Here is an 18245-nt window from a genome sequence, read left to right as displayed (position 1 = left end):
TTATGAATTATGAATTACGAGTTATAACTTTACCAAAAATAACAAAATTTGTTTAACTTGATGTGTTAAACTTGAAACTTTAAATAGAATGACATACGAAGGCGTACTTACAAAAATGCAAACCGAATTTGGAAACCCAATTCAATATTATTTGGTTTTTGAGAATGGATTTTTAAATGTGAATCAGTTGCTGAATAAAGAGATTGAGATTAATTTTGTGGGATACCAATGTTTGAATTGTGGAAAAAAGAAAAAAATATTCCGTCAGGGATTTTGTTACGATTGTTTCTATTCCAGCGCTGCTGTTGGTGATTGGATTATGAAACCGGAGTTGAGTACCGCTCATCTTGGGATTCAGGATAGGGATTTGGCGTATGAAGAAAAAGTACAATTGCAACCACATATTGTGTATCTGGCTTTGTCCAGCGAAGTGAAAGTAGGCGTAACCAGAAAAACGCAAATGCCAACCCGATGGATTGATCAGGGCGCAACCCAAGCGATTTCGATTGTGGAAGTTCCGAATCGCTATTTAGCAGGAATTACCGAGGTGGCGCTGAAGAATCATTATGCCGACAAAACCAATTGGAGAAAAATGCTGACGAATAATGTTGAACAAATTGACTTAATCGCAGAACGATTAAAGGTTGAGAATTTGATTCCAACGGAAGTTCAGGAATACTTTTATTCGCAAAAAAATGATTTGTACGAGATGCATTATCCCGTTTTACAGTATCCAAGTAAGATAAATAGTTTGAGTTTAGATAAAACACCTCATTTTCAAGGAAAACTTACCGGAATAAAAGGTCAATATTTACTTTTTGAGAATGAAACAGTTTTTAACATTCGTGGTTCCGAAGGATATGTGGTAACGATTAATGTATAAAATTCCATAAAAAAGCAGGAGTCTCAATTTTAGAGATTCCTGCTTTTTTTATGTTGAAAAACTACTGTTTTTACTTTAATTATTCCTGTTGTACTTTAGGCTCTTCTGTTTTTTTCTTTTTATTAAACAATCCATTTAGTAATGCTGCGGCCTTAGCTTTTACCTCTTCTTTTGTTGCAGGCGTTACGGGAGTAGCCGTTTTTGTAGTATCACTTGGTTTCTTATTTTTATTGATATAATCCGTCAAAGCCGAAGTTCCTTGTTTTACCAAACGCTCTTTTTGTTGGTTTATAAGCTGAGTCGTGAGTTTGGTCACTGCATTGTTAATATCAGTTGTGATTTTTGGATTTGTAAAATTACCCACTAATACGGCATTTATAGGAAAGCTTTCTAATTTAGCAGCATCGGCAGCAGATAATTTTGCTATTAACGCATTTGCCTCTGAACCCAAATATTTAGCTGGAATATCAAATTTTAAATTGTAATTCATGGTTTGGTCAAAACCATGCGTTCCTCCAATAGTTGCTTTGATGTCTTTGTACTTGATGTCAAATGGTTTTACATTTACTTTTCCATCTTTGAATGTAATTGCTGCTTTCAAATCATTCAAATTGATTTTACTCACATCTATGAATTTCAAGTTAGCACCTAAAGCGGTCAATAAAGTCGAATTACTGGAGTTTACTGTCGTAGAAAGTAATTGTCCCAATAAATCACCAGTAAGCGTTTTCAAGTCAGGAGTAAGTTCGGTAGCATCAAGATTCCCGTTCAATTTGATACTTGAATTTAATTTTCCATTGATGATTCCGGCAATTGGCGCAATTTTTTTCAACATGTCCAGTTGGGTAAACGACTGAGCAATATCAACTTGATTTAATTTTAAATCCATATTGAAGACTGGCGTTTTTCCTTTCGTAGAAACAGCTCCATTTACCCCAATTGTTCCTCCAAAAATTGATGTTTTCACATTTTCTAAAGTTACTTTTTCGTCTTTCACGATTAGTTTCCCAGAAACATCTTTGAGAGTCAAATTATCATATAAAACCGTAGTCGCTTTTGCGGTAAGCGTACAATTTAAGAAAGCAGGAATCTTCATTGCCTCTGCTTTTTTAGTTGCCGTTTTAGTAGTTTCGCCAGTTGTCATGAAATCGTCAACGGCTAATTGTTTAGAATTCATATTGAAATTTCCTTTCAATTCTTGGTTTCTAAATATAAATCCGTAAAAATTCTCTAAAACTCCCGTTACACTAATGTCGCTTTTTCCTGTCGTTGCGTTCAGTTCTTTCAAATTGACTTGGCTAGGATTAAATTGAACTAGGGCATTGCTGATATTCATTGTTTTGCCGTTTTCATCCACATAGTTGAAACCAGATAAACTCATGGTTCCCGCATTATTTATGTTTTGATACTGACTTTTCTCCACCGATTGCATGTCAAATTTTGTAGTCACATCAGCATTTAAAATCCCAGATAGTGGCTTGTCTAGTTTTATAGGATACGCCTTAGAAAGATTAGCCAAGTTGATGGTTCCTTTTAAAGCGGCATCAACGATCGCATTTTGTGTTATGTTTCGGATGTTGGCTTTGGCATTAAAAACATCCTGATCTATTTTGAAAGAAAGCTGGTCAATATTGACATAAGTGTCATTTAATATACCGGTTTCATTTACAATTTTAGTGTCTATAATGATATTTTGAACTGTTTTTGGTAAGTTAGGATACTTAAACGAAGCGTTATTGGAAGCGATTTCAAGATTAAATTTTGGAACGCCCGTATCAGAATAAAGTCCTTTTGCAAAACCTGCAACAGTAAAGTCGCCGGTTGTTTTTACATTATTTAAACTGGAAGCATAGGCTGCGGGAATAACTCCAAGGAAATTTTTGAACGATGAAGTTGGAGTTTTAAATTTCAAATCATATTGTTGACCCGCTTCCACCATTTGAATAAATCCATCAAATTCCAGCGGTAATTGATTGATTAATGCTTTGTTTTCTTTGAAAGTGTATTGGCTTTTTTCTAAATCAATTCCTAAAACGGCATCCAAAGTCAAAGCCACATCTTTCATATAATTTACTTTGTCCATGTCCAAAGTAATTTTTGCAGTTGACTTGGTAACTAAATCTAATTTTTGTGCTGCAAAATCTCCAACACCTTCATGATTTATGCTGTCAATTACCATTTTGATTTTCGATTTTTCGTCAAAGTAGCGAAACTTGAAATTTTCAATTGAATAATTCTTGATGGTTAGTGATAAAGGCTCACCTTTGCCAGCCTTTTCTGTTTCTTTATTTTTTATGGCGATATCATAATTCCCGATTCCGTCTTTATTGAAAATGATATTAATCAGTCCGTTTTTTGAAGTAACTCCGTCAATTTTTATGGCTTCCTCTTTTCCTTTGAATAATTCTTTGATGGACATTTTCAAATCTATTTCGCCTAATGAAATTAATGTATCGCCCTCAAAAGGAGCTTTGTTTATAATCACTAATTGTTCCAGCGAAACATTTGCATTTGGAAAACTTTTGATTAAACTTAAATCCACATCTGAAAAAGTAACTCGTGCATCTACTTTTTCATTGATAGCTTCGGCAATTTTAGCTTTTATTTGATCTTCAAAAAAGTATGGGATAGCAAATAAAGCGACTAAGAATAGGATAATCAGGACTCCAATAATTTTTAAAATTGTTTTTAGCATAATTTGATTTTCTTTAGATTTATAAATTCAGCAAAAATGATGCCCTCTAACCACAAAAATAGTGGAATATAATTTAGGAGTATGCATTCCTTTCACAAATAGCAGGATACATCAGTATAGTTTGCATTTTAGATTTAAAAAAAAATCCGTTCAAATAATTATTTAAACGGATTTTATCGGGTGTTTTATCTATTAGTTGATGTTGATTTCAAACGGCATGATGGCTTGAATTCCTTTTCGTGCTTGCAGTTTTTTTATTTCCTGCATCAAACGATAATTTTCTTCTCCAATTTCTTCTTTTATGAAATCAGCTTTCGATTTTGCAAAAGGAAGATTAGCTAAAAGATCATCGAAATTTTTCTCATATTCCGGATAGTTTTGGGTACGGTAACTTTTTGTTTTTGCCAAAGAAGCTGCTTTTGCAATAGCGTCATCAAGACCTCCAATTTTATCTACAAGTCCAATTTTTAAAGCTTCAGAACCTGTCCAAACTCTTCCTTGTGCAATTGCATCTACTTGTGCAAATGTCATTTTTCGACCTTGTGCTACATGAGCAACAAAAGTTTTGTAGATGTGTTCTACACCTTCTAAGGTAACGGCTTTGAATTTTTCATCTATTGGAACAAAAGGGCTATAATTAGCCGAATTTTCATGAGTTTTCACTTGTTCTGTGTAAATTCCGATTTTAGTAGCTAGTGGTGTAAAGTTTGGTAATATTCCAAAAACGCCTATAGAACCTGTGATTGTGTTTTCTTCAGCAAAAATGGTATTTGCGTTACAAGCAATATAATATCCGCCAGAAGCTGCATAATTCCCCATAGAAACCACGATCGGTTTAACTTTTTTTGTCAATTCAATTTCTCTCCAAATCAAATCTGAAGTTAAAGCGCTTCCGCCCGGACTGTCAATACGAAGTACAATTGCTTTTACATTTTTATTTTTTCGAGCTTCTTGTAACGAACGGCGCATAGAACCTTCTCCAATTACATTCACATCACCTTCGCCACCTAGAATTTCTCCTTGCGCATAAATAATGGCGATTTCGTCTTTACTGTCAAAAGTTTGTGATGTTGTAGCTACTTTTTGAGCATAATCTACAACAGATACTCTATTATAATCTTCGTCATTGGCTACTTTAAGTGCTTTTTTTATCGCGTTATGATATACATCTTCATAAGCAATAATGTCAACTAATTTTTGAGATTTTGCCATTTCCGGAGTTCGGGCAAGAAGTCCGTTAGCAATTTCATTCAATTTTGCCACTGATATATTTCTGCTTTTTGCGATGTCAGCAGTAATTGAATTCCAAACAGAGTTTAATAATGCTGTAGTTTGCTCTCTGTTGGCATCACTCATTTTATTTTCTAAAAATGGCTCAACAGCACTTTTATATTTTCCATGACGGATGACCTCCATTTTTAATCCTGATTTTTCCTGAAAATCTTTAAAGAACATAATTTCAGAGGACAATCCTTTGAAGTCCATATCTCCAACCGGATTTAAGTATATTGGACTGGCAACAGAATTTAAATAATATTCTTTTTGTGAATACGAATTGGCATAAGCCATAACGAATTTGCCAGATTTTTTAAAGCTTTCCAGAGCATCTCTCAAGGCTTTACTTTGTGCCATTCCCAGCGAAGAAACATTATTTAAAATAGAAATTCCTTTTATGTCATTATCTGATTTTGCCTCCTCTATAGCATTAATAATGTCTGATAAACCTACTTTTTTGTTTTCTGAAAAAATAGTCATCCAAGGATCTTTATATTTTCCTGCATAATCATTTCGTATGTCTTCCAAATTCAATTCGATAACCGAATTATTTTTCACCACAACACCTTCAGATTCACCGCCAAAAATGGCTCCAATAAGGATGATTCCAAAAAAGAACAACATGAAAAAAACAAAAATACCTATAATGGTAGCCAATACATTTCCTAAAAATTTCATAATTATATTTTTTTAATAAGTCGCATAAAACATAGAAATGTTACAAACAATGGTTTAGAATTTCTAGGTTTAAATATCAACAGAGGATACAAATATATTGCTTATTCTAAAATTCTTTTAGTTAATTTGCACCTAATTATGAAATCACAACATCAGGTCATTTTATCGATAGGAAGCAATCAGGGCAATCGTTTACAAAGTATCGAGCGTTGCTTGGAATTGATACACCAGGAAATTGGTACGGTCATCAAAGTTTCCAAATTATATGAAACTCCAGCTTGGGGTTTTGAAAGTGATGCTTTTTATAATTGTGCTTTGGTTTTGCATACTTTTTCCTCTGCTCATAAAATTTTGGCTCAGGTTTTAAAAATCGAAAAGCGTTTGGGTCGCTTGCGAAATAAAACTCAGGAATATCAATCGCGCACCATTGATATTGATTTGATTGCTTTTGATTCAGAAATTATTGCGACGGAAAAACTCCAAATTCCACATCCTTTGATGCAAAACAGGAATTTCGTTTTGTTGCCCATTCAGGATTTAAATTTAGATTGGAAACATCCCATTCTTCAAAAAAACATTTCGGAATTATTAGCTTTGTCACCAGATGAAAGTGTTTGTACAGTAGTTCAAGAATTAATTAGTCCGTTGCAAAATATTCCGCTGGAACAATTTAATTATGTCGCCTTTGAAGGAAATATTGGTGCGGGAAAAACAACCTTGGCAACAAAAATTTCCGAGGATTTCAATGCGAAAACAGTATTGGAACGTTTTGCTGATAATCCTTTTTTACCCAAATTTTATAAAGATCAAAATCGCTACGCGTTTCCGCTTGAAATGTCTTTTTTAGCAGACAGATACCAACAATTATCGGATGATTTAGCACAATTTGATTTGTTTAAAGATTTTCTGGTTGCCGATTATCATATTTTTAAATCCTTGATTTTTGCAAAAATAACTTTGGCCGAAGACGAATATCGTTTGTACCGAAATCTTTTTGATATCATTTACAGAGAAATGCCAAAACCGGATTTGTACATTTATTTGTATCAAAATTCAGAAAGGCTTTTGCAAAATATAAAAAAACGTGGCAGAAGCTACGAACAAAAAATTCCTGCTGAATATTTGGATAAAATCAATAGTGGTTATCTGGATTATATCAAATCTCAAACTGACTTGAATGTTCTCATTATTGATGTATCTGATCGCGATTTTGTAAAAAATCAAGAAGATTACCTGTATATTTTAGGTGAAATTCAACAAAAAATATCAAGATAAATCAGTAATTCAAATTCTTATCTTTTTAATGAAAAGTGTCCTCTTTTTTCAGGACTGTTTGTGTCAATTTTTAATACATACCAATAATCGGTTGCCGGAAGTAAATTTTTATTGAATGTTCCGTCCCACGATGGTTTAGCTGAATTTAATTTCGTGATGAATTTACCATAACGATCAAAGATGTTCACTTGAGCTTCAGGATAATTGACCAATCCTTTAATTTCCCATACGTCATTATAGGAATCATTGTTTGGGGTGAAAAATTTCGGAGCAATCAATACTATAAAAGATTCACTGTCAATCCCGCATGAATTTATTTCTCTCGCATAGCCTGTTTGCAAGCCGCTTGCCACATTGAAAAATACATTCGAACTTTGATAATTAATCCCGTCAACAGAATAGTCAAAATAGTCTTTTGTGTTTTTTAAATAAATTACAACAGTGGTTTCATTGACGTCAATCCTGTCGATTTGTGGAGTATCATGTTCTATTACAGTGATTTTTTTTGTGCTGCTGCAGTTAGCGCTATTTGTTACCGTTACGATATAAATGCCTGGCGCAGTAACCTGAATTGTCTTCGTGGTTTCGCCAGTTGACCATGAATACGTCATATCAGGGATTGCTGCATCAAGGATTAAACTGCCGGATTCACAAAGTATTAATTCCTCGTCCGTAACTACCGGAGGATCATAAATTATGATGTCAACAGCAATCCGATTTCCATTTGTACAACCGTTATTTATAGCTTCTGCGTAATAAGTTGTGTTTTGTGTAATATTGGGTACAGTCAGACTTGTTCCAGATCCTATGATAGCGGAGCTAGTTAAGCTCGAATACCAATTAACAGTTCCAATAGTGGTATTTGCTTGAAGAGTTACAGTTCCTGCTCCGCATCTTGAAACGGGATTGTTGGTTGATGTTATGCTAGGAATAGCATGTATTGTTGCGGTAATAGCTGTTCTGTTATTGGAACAGCCTGCATCCACATAATAAGTAGTTGTTGTGTTTAAAAAAGGGGTAGTGTACGTATTACCCGTGTGTACTAAATTCCCAAAGCTTGCCGCATCATACCAATTAATCGTTCCGCCAGATGCCGTTGCTTGTAATGTCACAGTTCCTGCTCCGCAATTTGAAGCGGGAATAATAGCCGTAATTTGAGGGATTATTATCGTGGTACTGGCTGAAATTTCAAGAATTGGATCATCAGGCATTCCTCCGTATTCTACAATATATCCTTTAGGTTGGTAATTTCCGTTTGCATCACCATTTACTTGTAAATCATTCCAGGAACCTGCTATTCCAATACCTGGCGCAGTTATATGCGCATAGTGTTCAATGTTATTGCTATTGTTGGGTTCATTAGTATTCCAAAGTGCAAAATTAGGGCTTGTCCCATTAATTCCACCATTCCAAAATGTCACTCTGTCAACAGCCGGTCCGGTAACCCATTTCCAGACTCCTTCTGTTTCGGCATCACTACCGCCAATCCATCCTGCTCCGTTAGCCTGTTCTCCTGCTAATTGTGCTTCGTCAGCAGCTGTGATTGTTGCTAAATATCCTTGAAGGCCAAAATAGAAACTAGCCTCAGCAGCTGCTTTTGCGGCTGTCCAGCTAATGCCTATGTTTGGGAAATATTCATAATAGTGACCATTTCTAGGTAAATAATTGGCTGCTCCAAGAGTAATAGAAAAGGTTCTGCTTCCAGACGGAGTTGCAGAGGAATTGCTAAAAACAACATCTTTGATTGCATTTATAAAGTCTGAATAAAGTACTTGTGCAGGTGGAGTAGCACTGGATAATTTTAATTTTCCTTCAAGAGGACTCCATTCAGTGACGATATTTGGGTGTAGTGTAGGATTGGATAATTCAATTTTATCCTGTCCGTTTACATATCCTGTGGAAATTTGGATGTAAACCGCGTCAGTCCCAATGTCAGTTGCATCAGAGCCGGTTATATTTACATCGGTCACTATTTTTACCGAAGTTCCTGGACAGTAAATTTGATTGCCTGTCGCTGTAATTCTGGGGGCAACAGCTGTAATAGATGATTTTATTGCTTTTCTAGGAATAACAGCGCTGTCTTTTTTTAGGGTGTAAATGGGAATGGCTGAATAGTTTGCCATTGGTACAAAGAATAAAAAAGCTATTGTTATTTTCAAGAAAGTATTAATTCTCATACGATACGGTATTGCTGTTCCTGTTTTTTTAAATTTTTATTTTGGCCAGTTCATTTTTTGAAATAAATCCCAAACTACAATTCCGGCACTTACCGAAATATTCAAAGAATGTTTGGTGCCTAGTTGTGGAATTTCGATGGAGCCATCACATAGCGCAACAGCTTCTTGCGAAACACCATAGACTTCGTTTCCAAAAACTAAAGCATATTTTTGTCCGTTTTTAACCTCAAAATTTTGTAGAAAAATAGCGCTTTCCACTTGTTCTATGGCAAGTGTCATCACGTTTTCTTTTTTTAATTTTTCGATAACTTCAAGAACATTCTCGTGATGTTCCCAAGCAACAGTTTCAGTGGCTCCAAGTGCGGTTTTATGAATTTCCTTGTTGGGAGGTGTGGCGGTAATTCCGCATAAATATATTTTTTCAATTAGAAATGCATCTGCGGTTCTAAAAACGGAGCCAATATTATGTAGGCTTCGAATGTCATCCAATACTAGAATAAGTGGTGTTTTTTCAGATTTTTTAAAAGCCTCAATGGATTTTCGTTCCAGTTCGCTGTTTTCAAGCTTTCTCATATTTTGTAAATTATTCAAAAAAAAAGCTTCCGAAGTTAATGGAAGCTTTTTTTATGTATTGAGTTAAAATTTAGCTTTTTGCAGCAGGAGCAGCTAAAACATTTCCTTTTATTGTAAGTGTTTTACTTGGTACAACTGCATTAGTTGTCAAAGTAACTGTTTTTGTAAATGCTTGACCCGCTCTTGAAGTATCATATTTTACTCCAATAACACCTTTTGCACCTGGAGCAATTGGCTCTTTTGGATACGTTGGTACAGTACAACCACAAGAACCTTGTGCATTAGTAATTATCAATGGTTTGTTACCGTTATTAGTAAAAACAAATTCACGACGACCGTCAGAGTTATAAGCCACAGTACCGTAATCAATAGTTTCAGTTACGAAAACCATTCCAGCTCCATTTACTTTTGCAGTAGCAACTTTAGTATTTGTTGCTTTTAATTTTTTTGATGTTTCTTGTGCGTTAGAAGTAGTTACTCCTAATACAACTAGCATAGCTAAAGCAATTATTTTTTTCATGTGTCTTTAATTTTTAAAATATCTACAAATCTATATAAAAATTAGAATTTACGCCTTAATTTTTTCTTAAAAAAATAGTTTAATTTTTTGAAGAGACCGCATTTTTGTTTAAAAATCTATAAATTCGCCTAAATATTTTTTAATTTTTCAAACACAAAACCATTGGCATCTAAAGATAAAGTAGTTAAGGAAACACCGTTAATGAAACAATACAACGAGATAAAAAGGAAGTATCCTGATGCGTGTTTATTGTTTCGTGTGGGCGATTTTTATGAGACATTTGGTGAAGATGCTGTGCGTGCTTCTAAAATTTTAGGGATCGTGTTAACCAAGCGTGGAGCGGGTTCTGAGACAGAAACGGCGCTTGCTGGCTTTCCGCATCACTCCTTGAATACGTATTTGCCTAAATTAGTAAAAGCAGGACTTCGTGTAGCCATTTGTGATCAGCTTGAAGATCCCAAAATGACTAAAACGATAGTGAAACGTGGTGTTACTGAACTTGTAACTCCTGGGGTTTCAATGAATGATGAGGTGTTGCAGTCCAAAACAAATAATTTTTTGGCTTCAGTATATTTTGCAAATAAATCTATAGGAATTTCCTTTCTGGATGTTTCTACCGGAGAGTTTTTGACGGCTCAAGGAAACTCCGAATATATTGATAAACTATTGCAGAATTTTAATCCAAGTGAGGTTCTGATTCCAAAAAATAATAAAAGTGATTTCCGAGAAATTTTCGGGGACGATTATCATAGTTTTTATCTCGAAGACTGGATTTACAAAGAAGATTATGCATTTGAAACACTGACTAAGCATTTTCAGACAATTACTTTGAAAGGTTTTGGAATCGAAGAATTGAAAGAAGGAATCATCGCTTCGGGAGCTATTTTGTATTATTTATCAGAGACTCAGCACAATCGGGTGCAGCATATAACAGCGATTCAGCGTATTGCCGAAGATGCTTATGTCTGGATGGACCGCTTTACGATTCGTAATCTGGAATTGTACCACAGTTACAATCCAAACGCAGTGACGTTATTGGATGTTATTGATAAAACGCTTTCGCCAATGGGTGGTCGTTTGCTGAAACGATGGTTGGCATTGCCGTTGAAAGACAGTCATAAAATTCAAGGTCGGCACCAAGTGGTTTCTTATTTAAAAGAAAATCAAAGTGTCCTGAAAAATATTCAAAATCAAATCAAGCAAATTTCTGATTTGGAACGTTTGATTTCGAAAATAGCTGCCGGAAAAGTATCGCCTCGCGAAGTGGTTTATCTGAAAGAATCATTAGACGCTATTATTCCAATAAAAACCTTGGCTTTAGAAAGTCCGCAAGAAGCCGTAAAAGTAATTGGTGACAGTCTACACAGTTGCGAATTATTGCGTGAAAAAATCAAAATTGTTTTAAATCAAGATGCGCCTGTTGCTATTGCCAAAGGAAATGCGATTGCCAAAGGAATTAATGCTGAATTAGATGAGTTACGGGCAATATCAACTTCAGGGAAGGAATTTTTGGAAGGAATTGAAAAACGGGAATCACAATTAACGGGAATTTCTTCGTTGAAAATTTCTTTTAATAACGTTTTTGGATATTATATTGAAGTTAGAAACATGCACAAGGATAAGGTTCCTGCGGAATGGATTCGAAAGCAGACTTTAGTCAACGCAGAACGATATATTACGGAGGAATTAAAAGAATACGAAACTAAAATACTTGGTGCCGAAGAAAAAATCCATAAAATAGAAGTAGAATTATTTGAACAATTGGTGAGCTGGATTGCTACGTATATCAAGCCGGTTCAAATGAATGCTAATTTGGTTGCGCAACTCGATTGTTTGTGTTCTTTTACACAATTAGCTATCGAGAATAAATATGTTTGTCCTGAACTAGATGAAACATTCGAACTCGAAATCAAAAACGGAAGGCATCCTGTTATCGAAAAGCAATTGCCGGTTGGGATGCCTTACATTGCCAATGATGTTTTCTTGGATAGAGAAACACAGCAATTGATTATGATTACGGGTCCTAATATGTCCGGAAAGTCAGCTATTTTGCGTCAAACAGCTTTGATTGTACTCTTGTGTCAAATGGGGAGTTTCGTCCCAGCTGACAGTGTGAGAATGGGAATTGTAGATAAGATATTTACAAGAGTAGGAGCGAGTGATAATATTTCGATGGGTGAATCTACTTTTATGGTCGAAATGAATGAAACGGCTTCTATTTTGAATAACATTTCTGATAGGAGTTTAGTGCTTTTAGATGAAATTGGAAGAGGAACGAGTACGTATGACGGAATTTCAATTGCTTGGGCAATTGCAGAATTCTTACACGAACATCCTTCAAAACCGAAGACATTATTCGCTACACATTACCATGAACTGAATGAAATGAGTGAATCATTGCCTAGAATTCAGAATTATAATGTGGCTGTCAAAGAATTAAAGGATACTGTACTTTTTATTCGGAAATTGGTAAAAGGAGGAAGCGCACACAGTTTTGGAATTCATGTAGCAAAAATGGCGGGAATGCCTCAAATTGTGATTTTGAAAGCGCAGAAGCTTTTGAAAAAATTAGAAAAAAATCATTCGAGCGATGCGTTGAACGGAATTAAAGCCGCAAAGGATGAGATGCAAATGAGCTTCTTTAATCTCGACGATCCTTTATTGGAGGAAATCAAAGAAGAGATCTTAAATCTGGACATCAATACCATTACGCCTATGGAAGCGCTGATGAAACTCAATGAAATTAAAAGAATGTTGACTAGAAAATAATTTTATTTATTTTAATCTTTAGGTTATCAGAAGATTAACTTTTGCACATGATTTTTTTATATAAAAGGCTTGTGTAATTCAATAAATGTCTTAAATTTGCATCCGCAATACAGAACAAGTATTGCGGTTCTTTTAAGAATTGATAATGCGAAAATAGCTCAGTTGGTAGAGCGCGACCTTGCCAAGGTCGAGGTCGCGGGTTCGAGCCCCGTTTTTCGCTCCAACACCACATAATGCTCGGATGGTGAAATTGGTAGACACGCTGGACTTAAAATCCAGTGAACAGCAATGTTCGTGCGGGTTCAAGTCCCGCTCTGAGTACTAAAAAAGCTTCAAACTATGTTTGAAGCTTTTTTTATTTATAGGAATTTGTAACTCAAAACAAAATGATTTCGCAGGAATGAATTCTATGTTCGATGTTTGGAATCTGAAATCTACAATCTAAAATTTAATGGGAGCTTTTGTAATTAGTAAAAGATATAACGACGAATATAAATTTGTATTTACTTCCAGAAAGGGAAAGGTTGTTTTTACGAGTTTGAGTTATGAACTCAAGTTTGAGTGTGAAGAAGATATCGAAAGGTTTAAAACGAATATTCAGTCAGCTAATTTTTTGAAATTTAAATCTTCCAGTGGGAAGTTTTATTTCAAATTGATGCTTGGGGATAATCATTTTGCAACAAGCAGAAAGTACACTACTTCCCTGCGTTTACAGAAGGGAATTGATGAAATCGTACGATATGGCTCTGTATCTGAAATATTAGATTTCTCAGCCAATGATTTTGTTTTCATCGATTGAGTTTTTTCGATTGAATTCAAAAAAAGAAGAGCGTCTTGGTAATTGCCAAGACGCTCTTCTTTTTTTGCTTTTGTAAGGCCGTTTCTTATTGAAGAAACTTTTACAAATTAAAAAAGCCATCTCGCAGAGCGGATGGCTTTAAAATTTTTAGAATTTGAGTTCTAATTATTTTTTTACTTCTGCAGCAGCGTCAGTAGCAACTTCAGCAGCATCAGTAGCAGCAGTAGCAGCAGAATCAACAACTTGAGCAGCAGAATCAACTACCATAGCAGCAGAATCAACTACCATAGCAGCAGAATCAACAGCAGTTGCAGAATCCTCAGCAGGAGCGTCAGCTTTTTTACATGATACAACAGTTAATACAGCAACAGCAGCTAAACTTAAAAATACTTTTTTCATCTTAATTTAATATAAAAGGTTAATTATTAATTCGTGGCAAAGATATAAATTTTTTAATATGTAAAATATTTTTTTATTTTTTTTTTAAAAAATAATATTTTTTGTCAACGCTGGAACAAGTTACAATTATTGTGCCAGTTTAAGCAATTGATTAAGAAATGTTTAATAACATTTGATTAGTCTTGTTTTCTGGCTATTTTTGTTTTTATTTTTTCTTTTTCAGCGGTTTACTTTTCTTTGGATGCACTAGTTTTAATTCACTGATTAAGTTTTTTGCACCTGCATATTTATCCATAATGAACAATACGTAGCGTATATCTACCATGATATTTCTGCAAATACTTGGATCGTAATAAATATCACTCATAGTTCCTTCCCAAACTCTGTCAAAATTCAGTCCTATTAAGTTCCCGTTAGCGTCAATTGCCGGACTTCCTGAATTACCTCCTGTGGTGTGATTTGTGCCAATAAAACATACGGGCATTTTCCCATTTTCGCCGTAAGGACCGTAATCTTTTGTTTTGTATAAATCGATCAATTTAGCAGGAACATCAAATTCATAGTCTCCCGGAATGTATTTTTCCATCACGCCGTCTAAATACGTCACTGGTGAGTACACAGTAGCATCTTTAGGCTCATATCCTTTTACTTTTCCGTATGTTACACGTAAAGTGCTGTTAGCATCTGGAAAAATGCGGCTTTCCGTATTTAATTCTAATTGCGCTTTCATATACGTGCGTTGCAACGCAGTAATCGTTAAGTTCAGTTCGTCGTATTTTGGAGCAACTTCTTTAGAATATTTGTCGGCTAATTCTTTTACAAGTAAGAAGCCGGGATCATTATTTAAATTTGCCAAAACAGTACGGGCATCACCCGATAACAATTGTTTCAAACCGGCGTAATTTTTCAGTTGAGATTTAGAATAAACTTCCGAAGCCAGATTTTTAGCATTCACATTCACCAAGCCTTTTGGTAAAAATTGTTTTGGAGATTTCGTCGCGTATAATTCGATCAATTGCTCAAAAACTTTTTCGTCAACAGTTGCATTGAAATTCTTGTAAAAATCAGCCAGTCCTGCTATTAAATTATTTTTTCGGTCATTGAAAGACTGTTCTCCTTTACTTTTGTAAACTTCTTCTAATTGGTACAATTTATATCCCGTACTTAGTAATTCAGTATTACGCAGAACAATTTCCGTAAAATAATCTCTTGCTACAGCGTAAGGTGCAATTTCCGTGTAGTTTTTGTCAAAGTCAGCCAAGAGTGTTCCATATTCTTTTTCTTTGCCTGCTTTTACTATTTTTTGCTGGAACTCTTTTTCAGATTCTTTTTTTACGGCAACCGCATTTGATTTTTTTAATCCTTGTGTTTCGCCAATCCATTTTTTCCAATAATTGGCAATACTTGCATATTTTGAAGCGTACTGAATTTTGATGGCATTGTCTTTTCGCATAAAACCATCGGCAACTTTCAAAGCTTTGTCTCTAATTTCGATTTTTGCAGGATTCAGTTCGTTTACAATTTGCTCAATCGCAACCGAAGGTAAATATTCGTTTGTTTTTCCTGGGTAACCAAAAACCAATGTGAAGTCATCTTCGGCTACGCCATCCAATGAAATAGGCAAGAAATGTTTAGGCGTGTAAGGCACGTTGTCTTTTGAATAGGCTGCCGGACGATTGTTTTTGTCAGCATAGATTCTGAACAATGAGAAATCTCCAGTATGACGTGGCCAAACCCAGTTGTCAGTATCAGAACCAAATTTCCCGATAGAGGAAGGCGGAGCACCAACTAAACGCACATCTGTAAAGGTTTCCGTTACAAAAAGAATGTATTGATTGCCTTCGAAAAAGGTACGGATTTTATTTTCCTGCCAATTTTCCTTTGGCAACGATTTAGACAAAGCCGTAATGTTTTCTTGGATTTTCTTTTGTTTTGCGGCTTCGCTGGTAAGAGTTGCAGTACCTTCCAGAACAGCTGTTGTTACATCTTCAATTTTTACCATAAAAGTTACTGTCAAACCTTCGTTTGGTAATTCATCTTCCATTTTGTAGGCCCAAAAACCGTCCGTCAGGTAATCATGGTCAACTGTTGAATGCGATTGAATTTGTGAAAATCCACAATGATGATTGGTTAAAATCAGTCCTTTTGGAGAAATAACTTCTGAGGTACAACCTCCGTTAAAATGTGGAACCGCATCTTTCATGCTCGACTGATTCACATCATAAATGTCTTGTACAGACATTTTCATGCCCAGGTTTTTCATTTCGGTTTCATTCATTCCTTTCAGCAGCGAAGGAATCCACATGCCGCCTTGCTGGGCTTGTGTTTGAATGACAAATAGTAATAAGAATAATTTTAAAAACTTCATGGTATTAAATTTAGAGTGTAATTTTATTTGATTTTGTATTGCATCAATTGTCTTTTGTGCGATTCAAAACCGTTGGCAAGATACAATTTTTGTGCTTTTTTATTGTGCGGTTCTACTTCCAGATAAATCAGTTTTAAAGATAGCTTATGACTTTCGGTTTTAATAAATGTAATGGCTTCGTTGCCAATTCCTTTTCCACGAGCTTTTTCGGTGACATATAATTCATCTAAAAAAGCAATTCTTCCTTTGTATTCAAAACTAAAAACAAAAGTCAAAATAAGATATCCTACAATTTCATTATCAGAAAAAATGAGCCAAGCTTTTCCCAGATTTTCATTGGAAATAAATTCTTGAAACAAGGCTTTAGAAACATCAATTGAAATGGGATAATTATCGATGGCATAAAATTCCTCCATCATGGAGACGACGGTTTCTATATCGGAAAGTTTTAAGGTTTTAAATTCAATCATTCAAAATATTTTTTAAAATAATGGCAGTAGCGCCTTTATTCATTTGTACAAAAGTGCTGCACATGTGTCCTTTTTCATTTCGGATGTCGTCATTGTGTATTAGGTTTTCAAGAGCTTCATTCAATTCTTTTTGATTGTTAACTGAAACACAGGCTTCCATATTGACTAGCGCAATTGCTTCTGCAAAATGTGAATAGTTGGGTCCAATAAGGATTGGAACGCCAAAAGTTGCCGGTTCTAATACATTGTGAACTCCGGGATTCCCGAAACCGCCGCCAACATAAGCAATATCTGCATAACTGTAGATTTTAGTTAAAATCCCGATGGTGTCAATAATGAAAACATTGAAATCAGCCAATTGCTTTCCTTCTTTTTGAGAGAATAAAACAGTTTTTTTGGTAATGCTGTTTTTTAATTGTTGAATTTGCTCCTCCTTAATATTATGTGGAGCAATTATAAACTTGACATCAAAAGTATTCGAATTAATAAAATTCACTACTAAATCTTCATCTTTTGGCCATGAACTTCCCACGACAATAGTGAGTTTATTGTCTTTAAAATCAGAAATAAAATCCAGTGAATTGTCTTTTTCTAAAATTGTGGCCACTCGGTCAAAACGGGTGTCACCAGAAACGGCAACATTAGTTTTCCCTAATTGCTGCAGTAGCTTTTTAGAAGTTTCATTTTGAACAAAAAAGTACGTGAACGCATCCAGCGCGTCTCTGTAAAAACCACCGTACCATTTGAAAAACAGTTGATTTGGTCTAAGAATACCAGAAATTAAATAGGTTTTGGTATTTGATTTTTTGAGCTCGGCTAAATAATTGGGCCAGTATTCGTATTTAATAAAAAACACCAAATCCGGATGAACAAGTTGTAGAAATTGTTGTGCATTTTTCTTGGTATCCAAAGGTAAATAAACCGTAACATCAGCAACAGCATTGTTTTTACGAACCTCATAACCCGAGGGAGAGAAAAAAGTAACCACGATTTTGTGCGAAGGAAATTTATCCTTTATCTTTTCAATCACCGGTAAACCTTGTTCGTATTCACCCAAAGAAGCGGCATGAAACCAGATTGTTTTGTCGGTAGGTTTTATTTTTTGCTCCAAAAGAGGGAAAACTACTTTCCTGCCATCTACAAAAAGTTTCATTTTTTGACTGAAAAGCGCCATGATTTTTAATAAAAAACCAGCAAATTGAACGATTAAGTTATATAATGAAAGCATCATTTAAATTTTTGGGCTAAAATACGTTTTCTTTATTTTAATTTCTTCCACAGTAATATTTAAATTTTGGTTTGGGGATCTCTCTTTTTATTTCATTTTAATATTATCTTTTTTTACTGCATGTTGCATTGGTTTC

General features: G+C 34.9%; 13 protein-coding genes and 2 tRNA genes. 6 read left to right on the top strand and 9 right to left on the bottom strand.

The features are described from left to right. Positions 1-88: 88 nt before the first annotated feature. Complete coding sequence (locus IWX80_RS03310) at positions 89-883, top strand: DUF2797 domain-containing protein (protein WP_196852152.1); 795 nt, start codon at positions 89-91, stop codon at positions 881-883. 79 nt (positions 884-962) lie between these two features. Here the strand turns inward: IWX80_RS03310 and IWX80_RS03305 are convergent, their stop codons facing one another. Together IWX80_RS03305 and sppA are read right to left on the bottom strand one after the other, a co-directional pair. Next, positions 963-3578, bottom strand: a complete 2616-nt coding sequence (locus IWX80_RS03305; protein ID WP_196852151.1) for an AsmA-like C-terminal region-containing protein — start codon at positions 3576-3578, stop codon at positions 963-965. 192 nt (positions 3579-3770) lie between these two features. After that, the gene (gene sppA / locus IWX80_RS03300; RefSeq protein ID WP_196852150.1) at positions 3771-5531 is read right to left on the bottom strand and encodes a signal peptide peptidase SppA; all 1761 of its coding nucleotides are present in this window, start codon (positions 5529-5531) and stop codon (positions 3771-3773) included. A 138-nt stretch (positions 5532-5669) separates the two neighbouring features. Between sppA and folK the strand changes: the two genes are divergently transcribed. Continuing rightward, complete coding sequence (folK, locus tag IWX80_RS03295; protein ID WP_196852149.1) at positions 5670-6806, top strand: 2-amino-4-hydroxy-6-hydroxymethyldihydropteridine diphosphokinase; 1137 nt, start codon at positions 5670-5672, stop codon at positions 6804-6806. A gap of 17 nt (positions 6807-6823) precedes the next feature. On the opposite strand, the gene IWX80_RS03290 is transcribed toward folK, so the two are convergent. From IWX80_RS03290 to IWX80_RS03280, 3 genes are all read right to left on the bottom strand, one after another. Further along, positions 6824-8929 carry an Ig-like domain-containing protein gene (locus IWX80_RS03290; RefSeq protein WP_334682210.1) on the bottom strand — a complete coding sequence of 702 codons (2106 nt, stop codon included), beginning with the start codon at positions 8927-8929 and terminating at the stop codon, positions 6824-6826. Between the two features lie 90 nt (positions 8930-9019). Next, entirely contained in the window at positions 9020-9556 is a 537-nt protein-coding gene (locus tag IWX80_RS03285) for an RNA methyltransferase (protein WP_196852147.1), read from the bottom strand. 70 nt (positions 9557-9626) lie between these two features. Further along, a complete protein-coding gene (locus tag IWX80_RS03280; RefSeq protein WP_196852146.1) occupies positions 9627-10076 on the bottom strand; it encodes a DUF1573 domain-containing protein in 450 nt (149 codons plus the stop codon). 162 nt (positions 10077-10238) lie between these two features. Here IWX80_RS03280 and mutS point away from each other — a divergent pair, with 162 nt between their 5' ends. The 4 genes from mutS to IWX80_RS03260 all read left to right on the top strand — a co-directional run bounded on the left by mutS (position 10239) and on the right by IWX80_RS03260 (position 13644). Continuing rightward, positions 10239-12845 carry a DNA mismatch repair protein MutS gene (gene mutS / locus IWX80_RS03275; RefSeq protein ID WP_196852145.1) on the top strand — a complete coding sequence of 869 codons (2607 nt, stop codon included), beginning with the start codon at positions 10239-10241 and terminating at the stop codon, positions 12843-12845. 147 nt (positions 12846-12992) lie between these two features. Beyond that, positions 12993-13068: transfer RNA gene (locus tag IWX80_RS03270), tRNA-Gly, on the top strand. A 12-nt stretch (positions 13069-13080) separates the two neighbouring features. Next, positions 13081-13166: transfer RNA gene (locus IWX80_RS03265), tRNA-Leu, on the top strand. A 130-nt stretch (positions 13167-13296) separates the two neighbouring features. Continuing rightward, the gene (locus IWX80_RS03260) at positions 13297-13644 is read left to right on the top strand and encodes a DUF1508 domain-containing protein (RefSeq protein WP_165151934.1); all 348 of its coding nucleotides are present in this window, start codon (positions 13297-13299) and stop codon (positions 13642-13644) included. Positions 13645-13809: 165 nt separating this feature from the next. Here the strand turns inward: IWX80_RS03260 and IWX80_RS03255 are convergent, their stop codons facing one another. The 4 genes from IWX80_RS03255 to IWX80_RS03240 all read right to left on the bottom strand — a co-directional run bounded on the left by IWX80_RS03255 (position 13810) and on the right by IWX80_RS03240 (position 18109). Then, the gene (locus IWX80_RS03255; protein ID WP_196852144.1) at positions 13810-14043 is read right to left on the bottom strand and encodes a PG1828 family lipoprotein; all 234 of its coding nucleotides are present in this window, start codon (positions 14041-14043) and stop codon (positions 13810-13812) included. A 205-nt stretch (positions 14044-14248) separates the two neighbouring features. Next, the gene (locus tag IWX80_RS03250) at positions 14249-16411 is read right to left on the bottom strand and encodes a S46 family peptidase (RefSeq protein ID WP_196852143.1); all 2163 of its coding nucleotides are present in this window, start codon (positions 16409-16411) and stop codon (positions 14249-14251) included. A gap of 23 nt (positions 16412-16434) precedes the next feature. Then, positions 16435-16881, bottom strand: coding sequence for a GNAT family N-acetyltransferase (locus IWX80_RS03245; RefSeq protein ID WP_334682209.1), 447 nt, complete (start codon positions 16879-16881; stop codon positions 16435-16437). Further along, the gene (locus IWX80_RS03240) at positions 16874-18109 is read right to left on the bottom strand and encodes a 3-deoxy-D-manno-octulosonic acid transferase (RefSeq protein WP_196852935.1); all 1236 of its coding nucleotides are present in this window, start codon (positions 18107-18109) and stop codon (positions 16874-16876) included. Before IWX80_RS03240 ends, IWX80_RS03245 begins: the two co-directional genes overlap by 8 nt. Positions 18110-18245 lie beyond the last annotated feature (136 nt).

It is taken from the genome of Flavobacterium sp. CAN_S2, from assembly GCF_015752255.1.
Taxonomy (GTDB): domain Bacteria; phylum Bacteroidota; class Bacteroidia; order Flavobacteriales; family Flavobacteriaceae; genus Flavobacterium.
The sequence above is the reverse complement of the archived record's forward strand: the minus strand, read 5'-3'. Positions and strand labels throughout refer to the sequence as shown.

Bases quoted from the DNA above. Each gene is read 5' to 3' on its own strand.
- IWX80_RS03310 (WP_196852152.1), top strand. From the start codon at position 89: ATGACATACGAAGGCGTACTTACAAAAATGCAAACCGAATTTGGAAAC.
- IWX80_RS03305 (WP_196852151.1), bottom strand. From the start codon at position 3,578: ATGCTAAAAACAATTTTAAAAATTATTGGAGTCCTGATTATCCTATTC.
- sppA (WP_196852150.1), bottom strand. From the start codon at position 5,531: ATGAAATTTTTAGGAAATGTATTGGCTACCATTATAGGTATTTTTGTT.
- folK (WP_196852149.1), top strand. From the start codon at position 5,670: ATGAAATCACAACATCAGGTCATTTTATCGATAGGAAGCAATCAGGGC.
- IWX80_RS03290 (WP_334682210.1), bottom strand. From the start codon at position 8,929: ATGGCAAACTATTCAGCCATTCCCATTTACACCCTAAAAAAAGACAGC.
- IWX80_RS03285 (WP_196852147.1), bottom strand. From the start codon at position 9,556: ATGAGAAAGCTTGAAAACAGCGAACTGGAACGAAAATCCATTGAGGCT.
- IWX80_RS03280 (WP_196852146.1), bottom strand. From the start codon at position 10,076: ATGAAAAAAATAATTGCTTTAGCTATGCTAGTTGTATTAGGAGTAACT.
- IWX80_RS03260 (WP_165151934.1), top strand. From the start codon at position 13,297: ATGGGAGCTTTTGTAATTAGTAAAAGATATAACGACGAATATAAATTT.
- IWX80_RS03255 (WP_196852144.1), bottom strand. From the start codon at position 14,043: ATGAAAAAAGTATTTTTAAGTTTAGCTGCTGTTGCTGTATTAACTGTT.
- IWX80_RS03250 (WP_196852143.1), bottom strand. From the start codon at position 16,411: ATGAAGTTTTTAAAATTATTCTTATTACTATTTGTCATTCAAACACAA.
- IWX80_RS03245 (WP_334682209.1), bottom strand. From the start codon at position 16,881: ATGATTGAATTTAAAACCTTAAAACTTTCCGATATAGAAACCGTCGTC.
- IWX80_RS03240 (WP_196852935.1), bottom strand. From the start codon at position 18,109: ATGCTTTCATTATATAACTTAATCGTTCAATTTGCTGGTTTTTTATTA.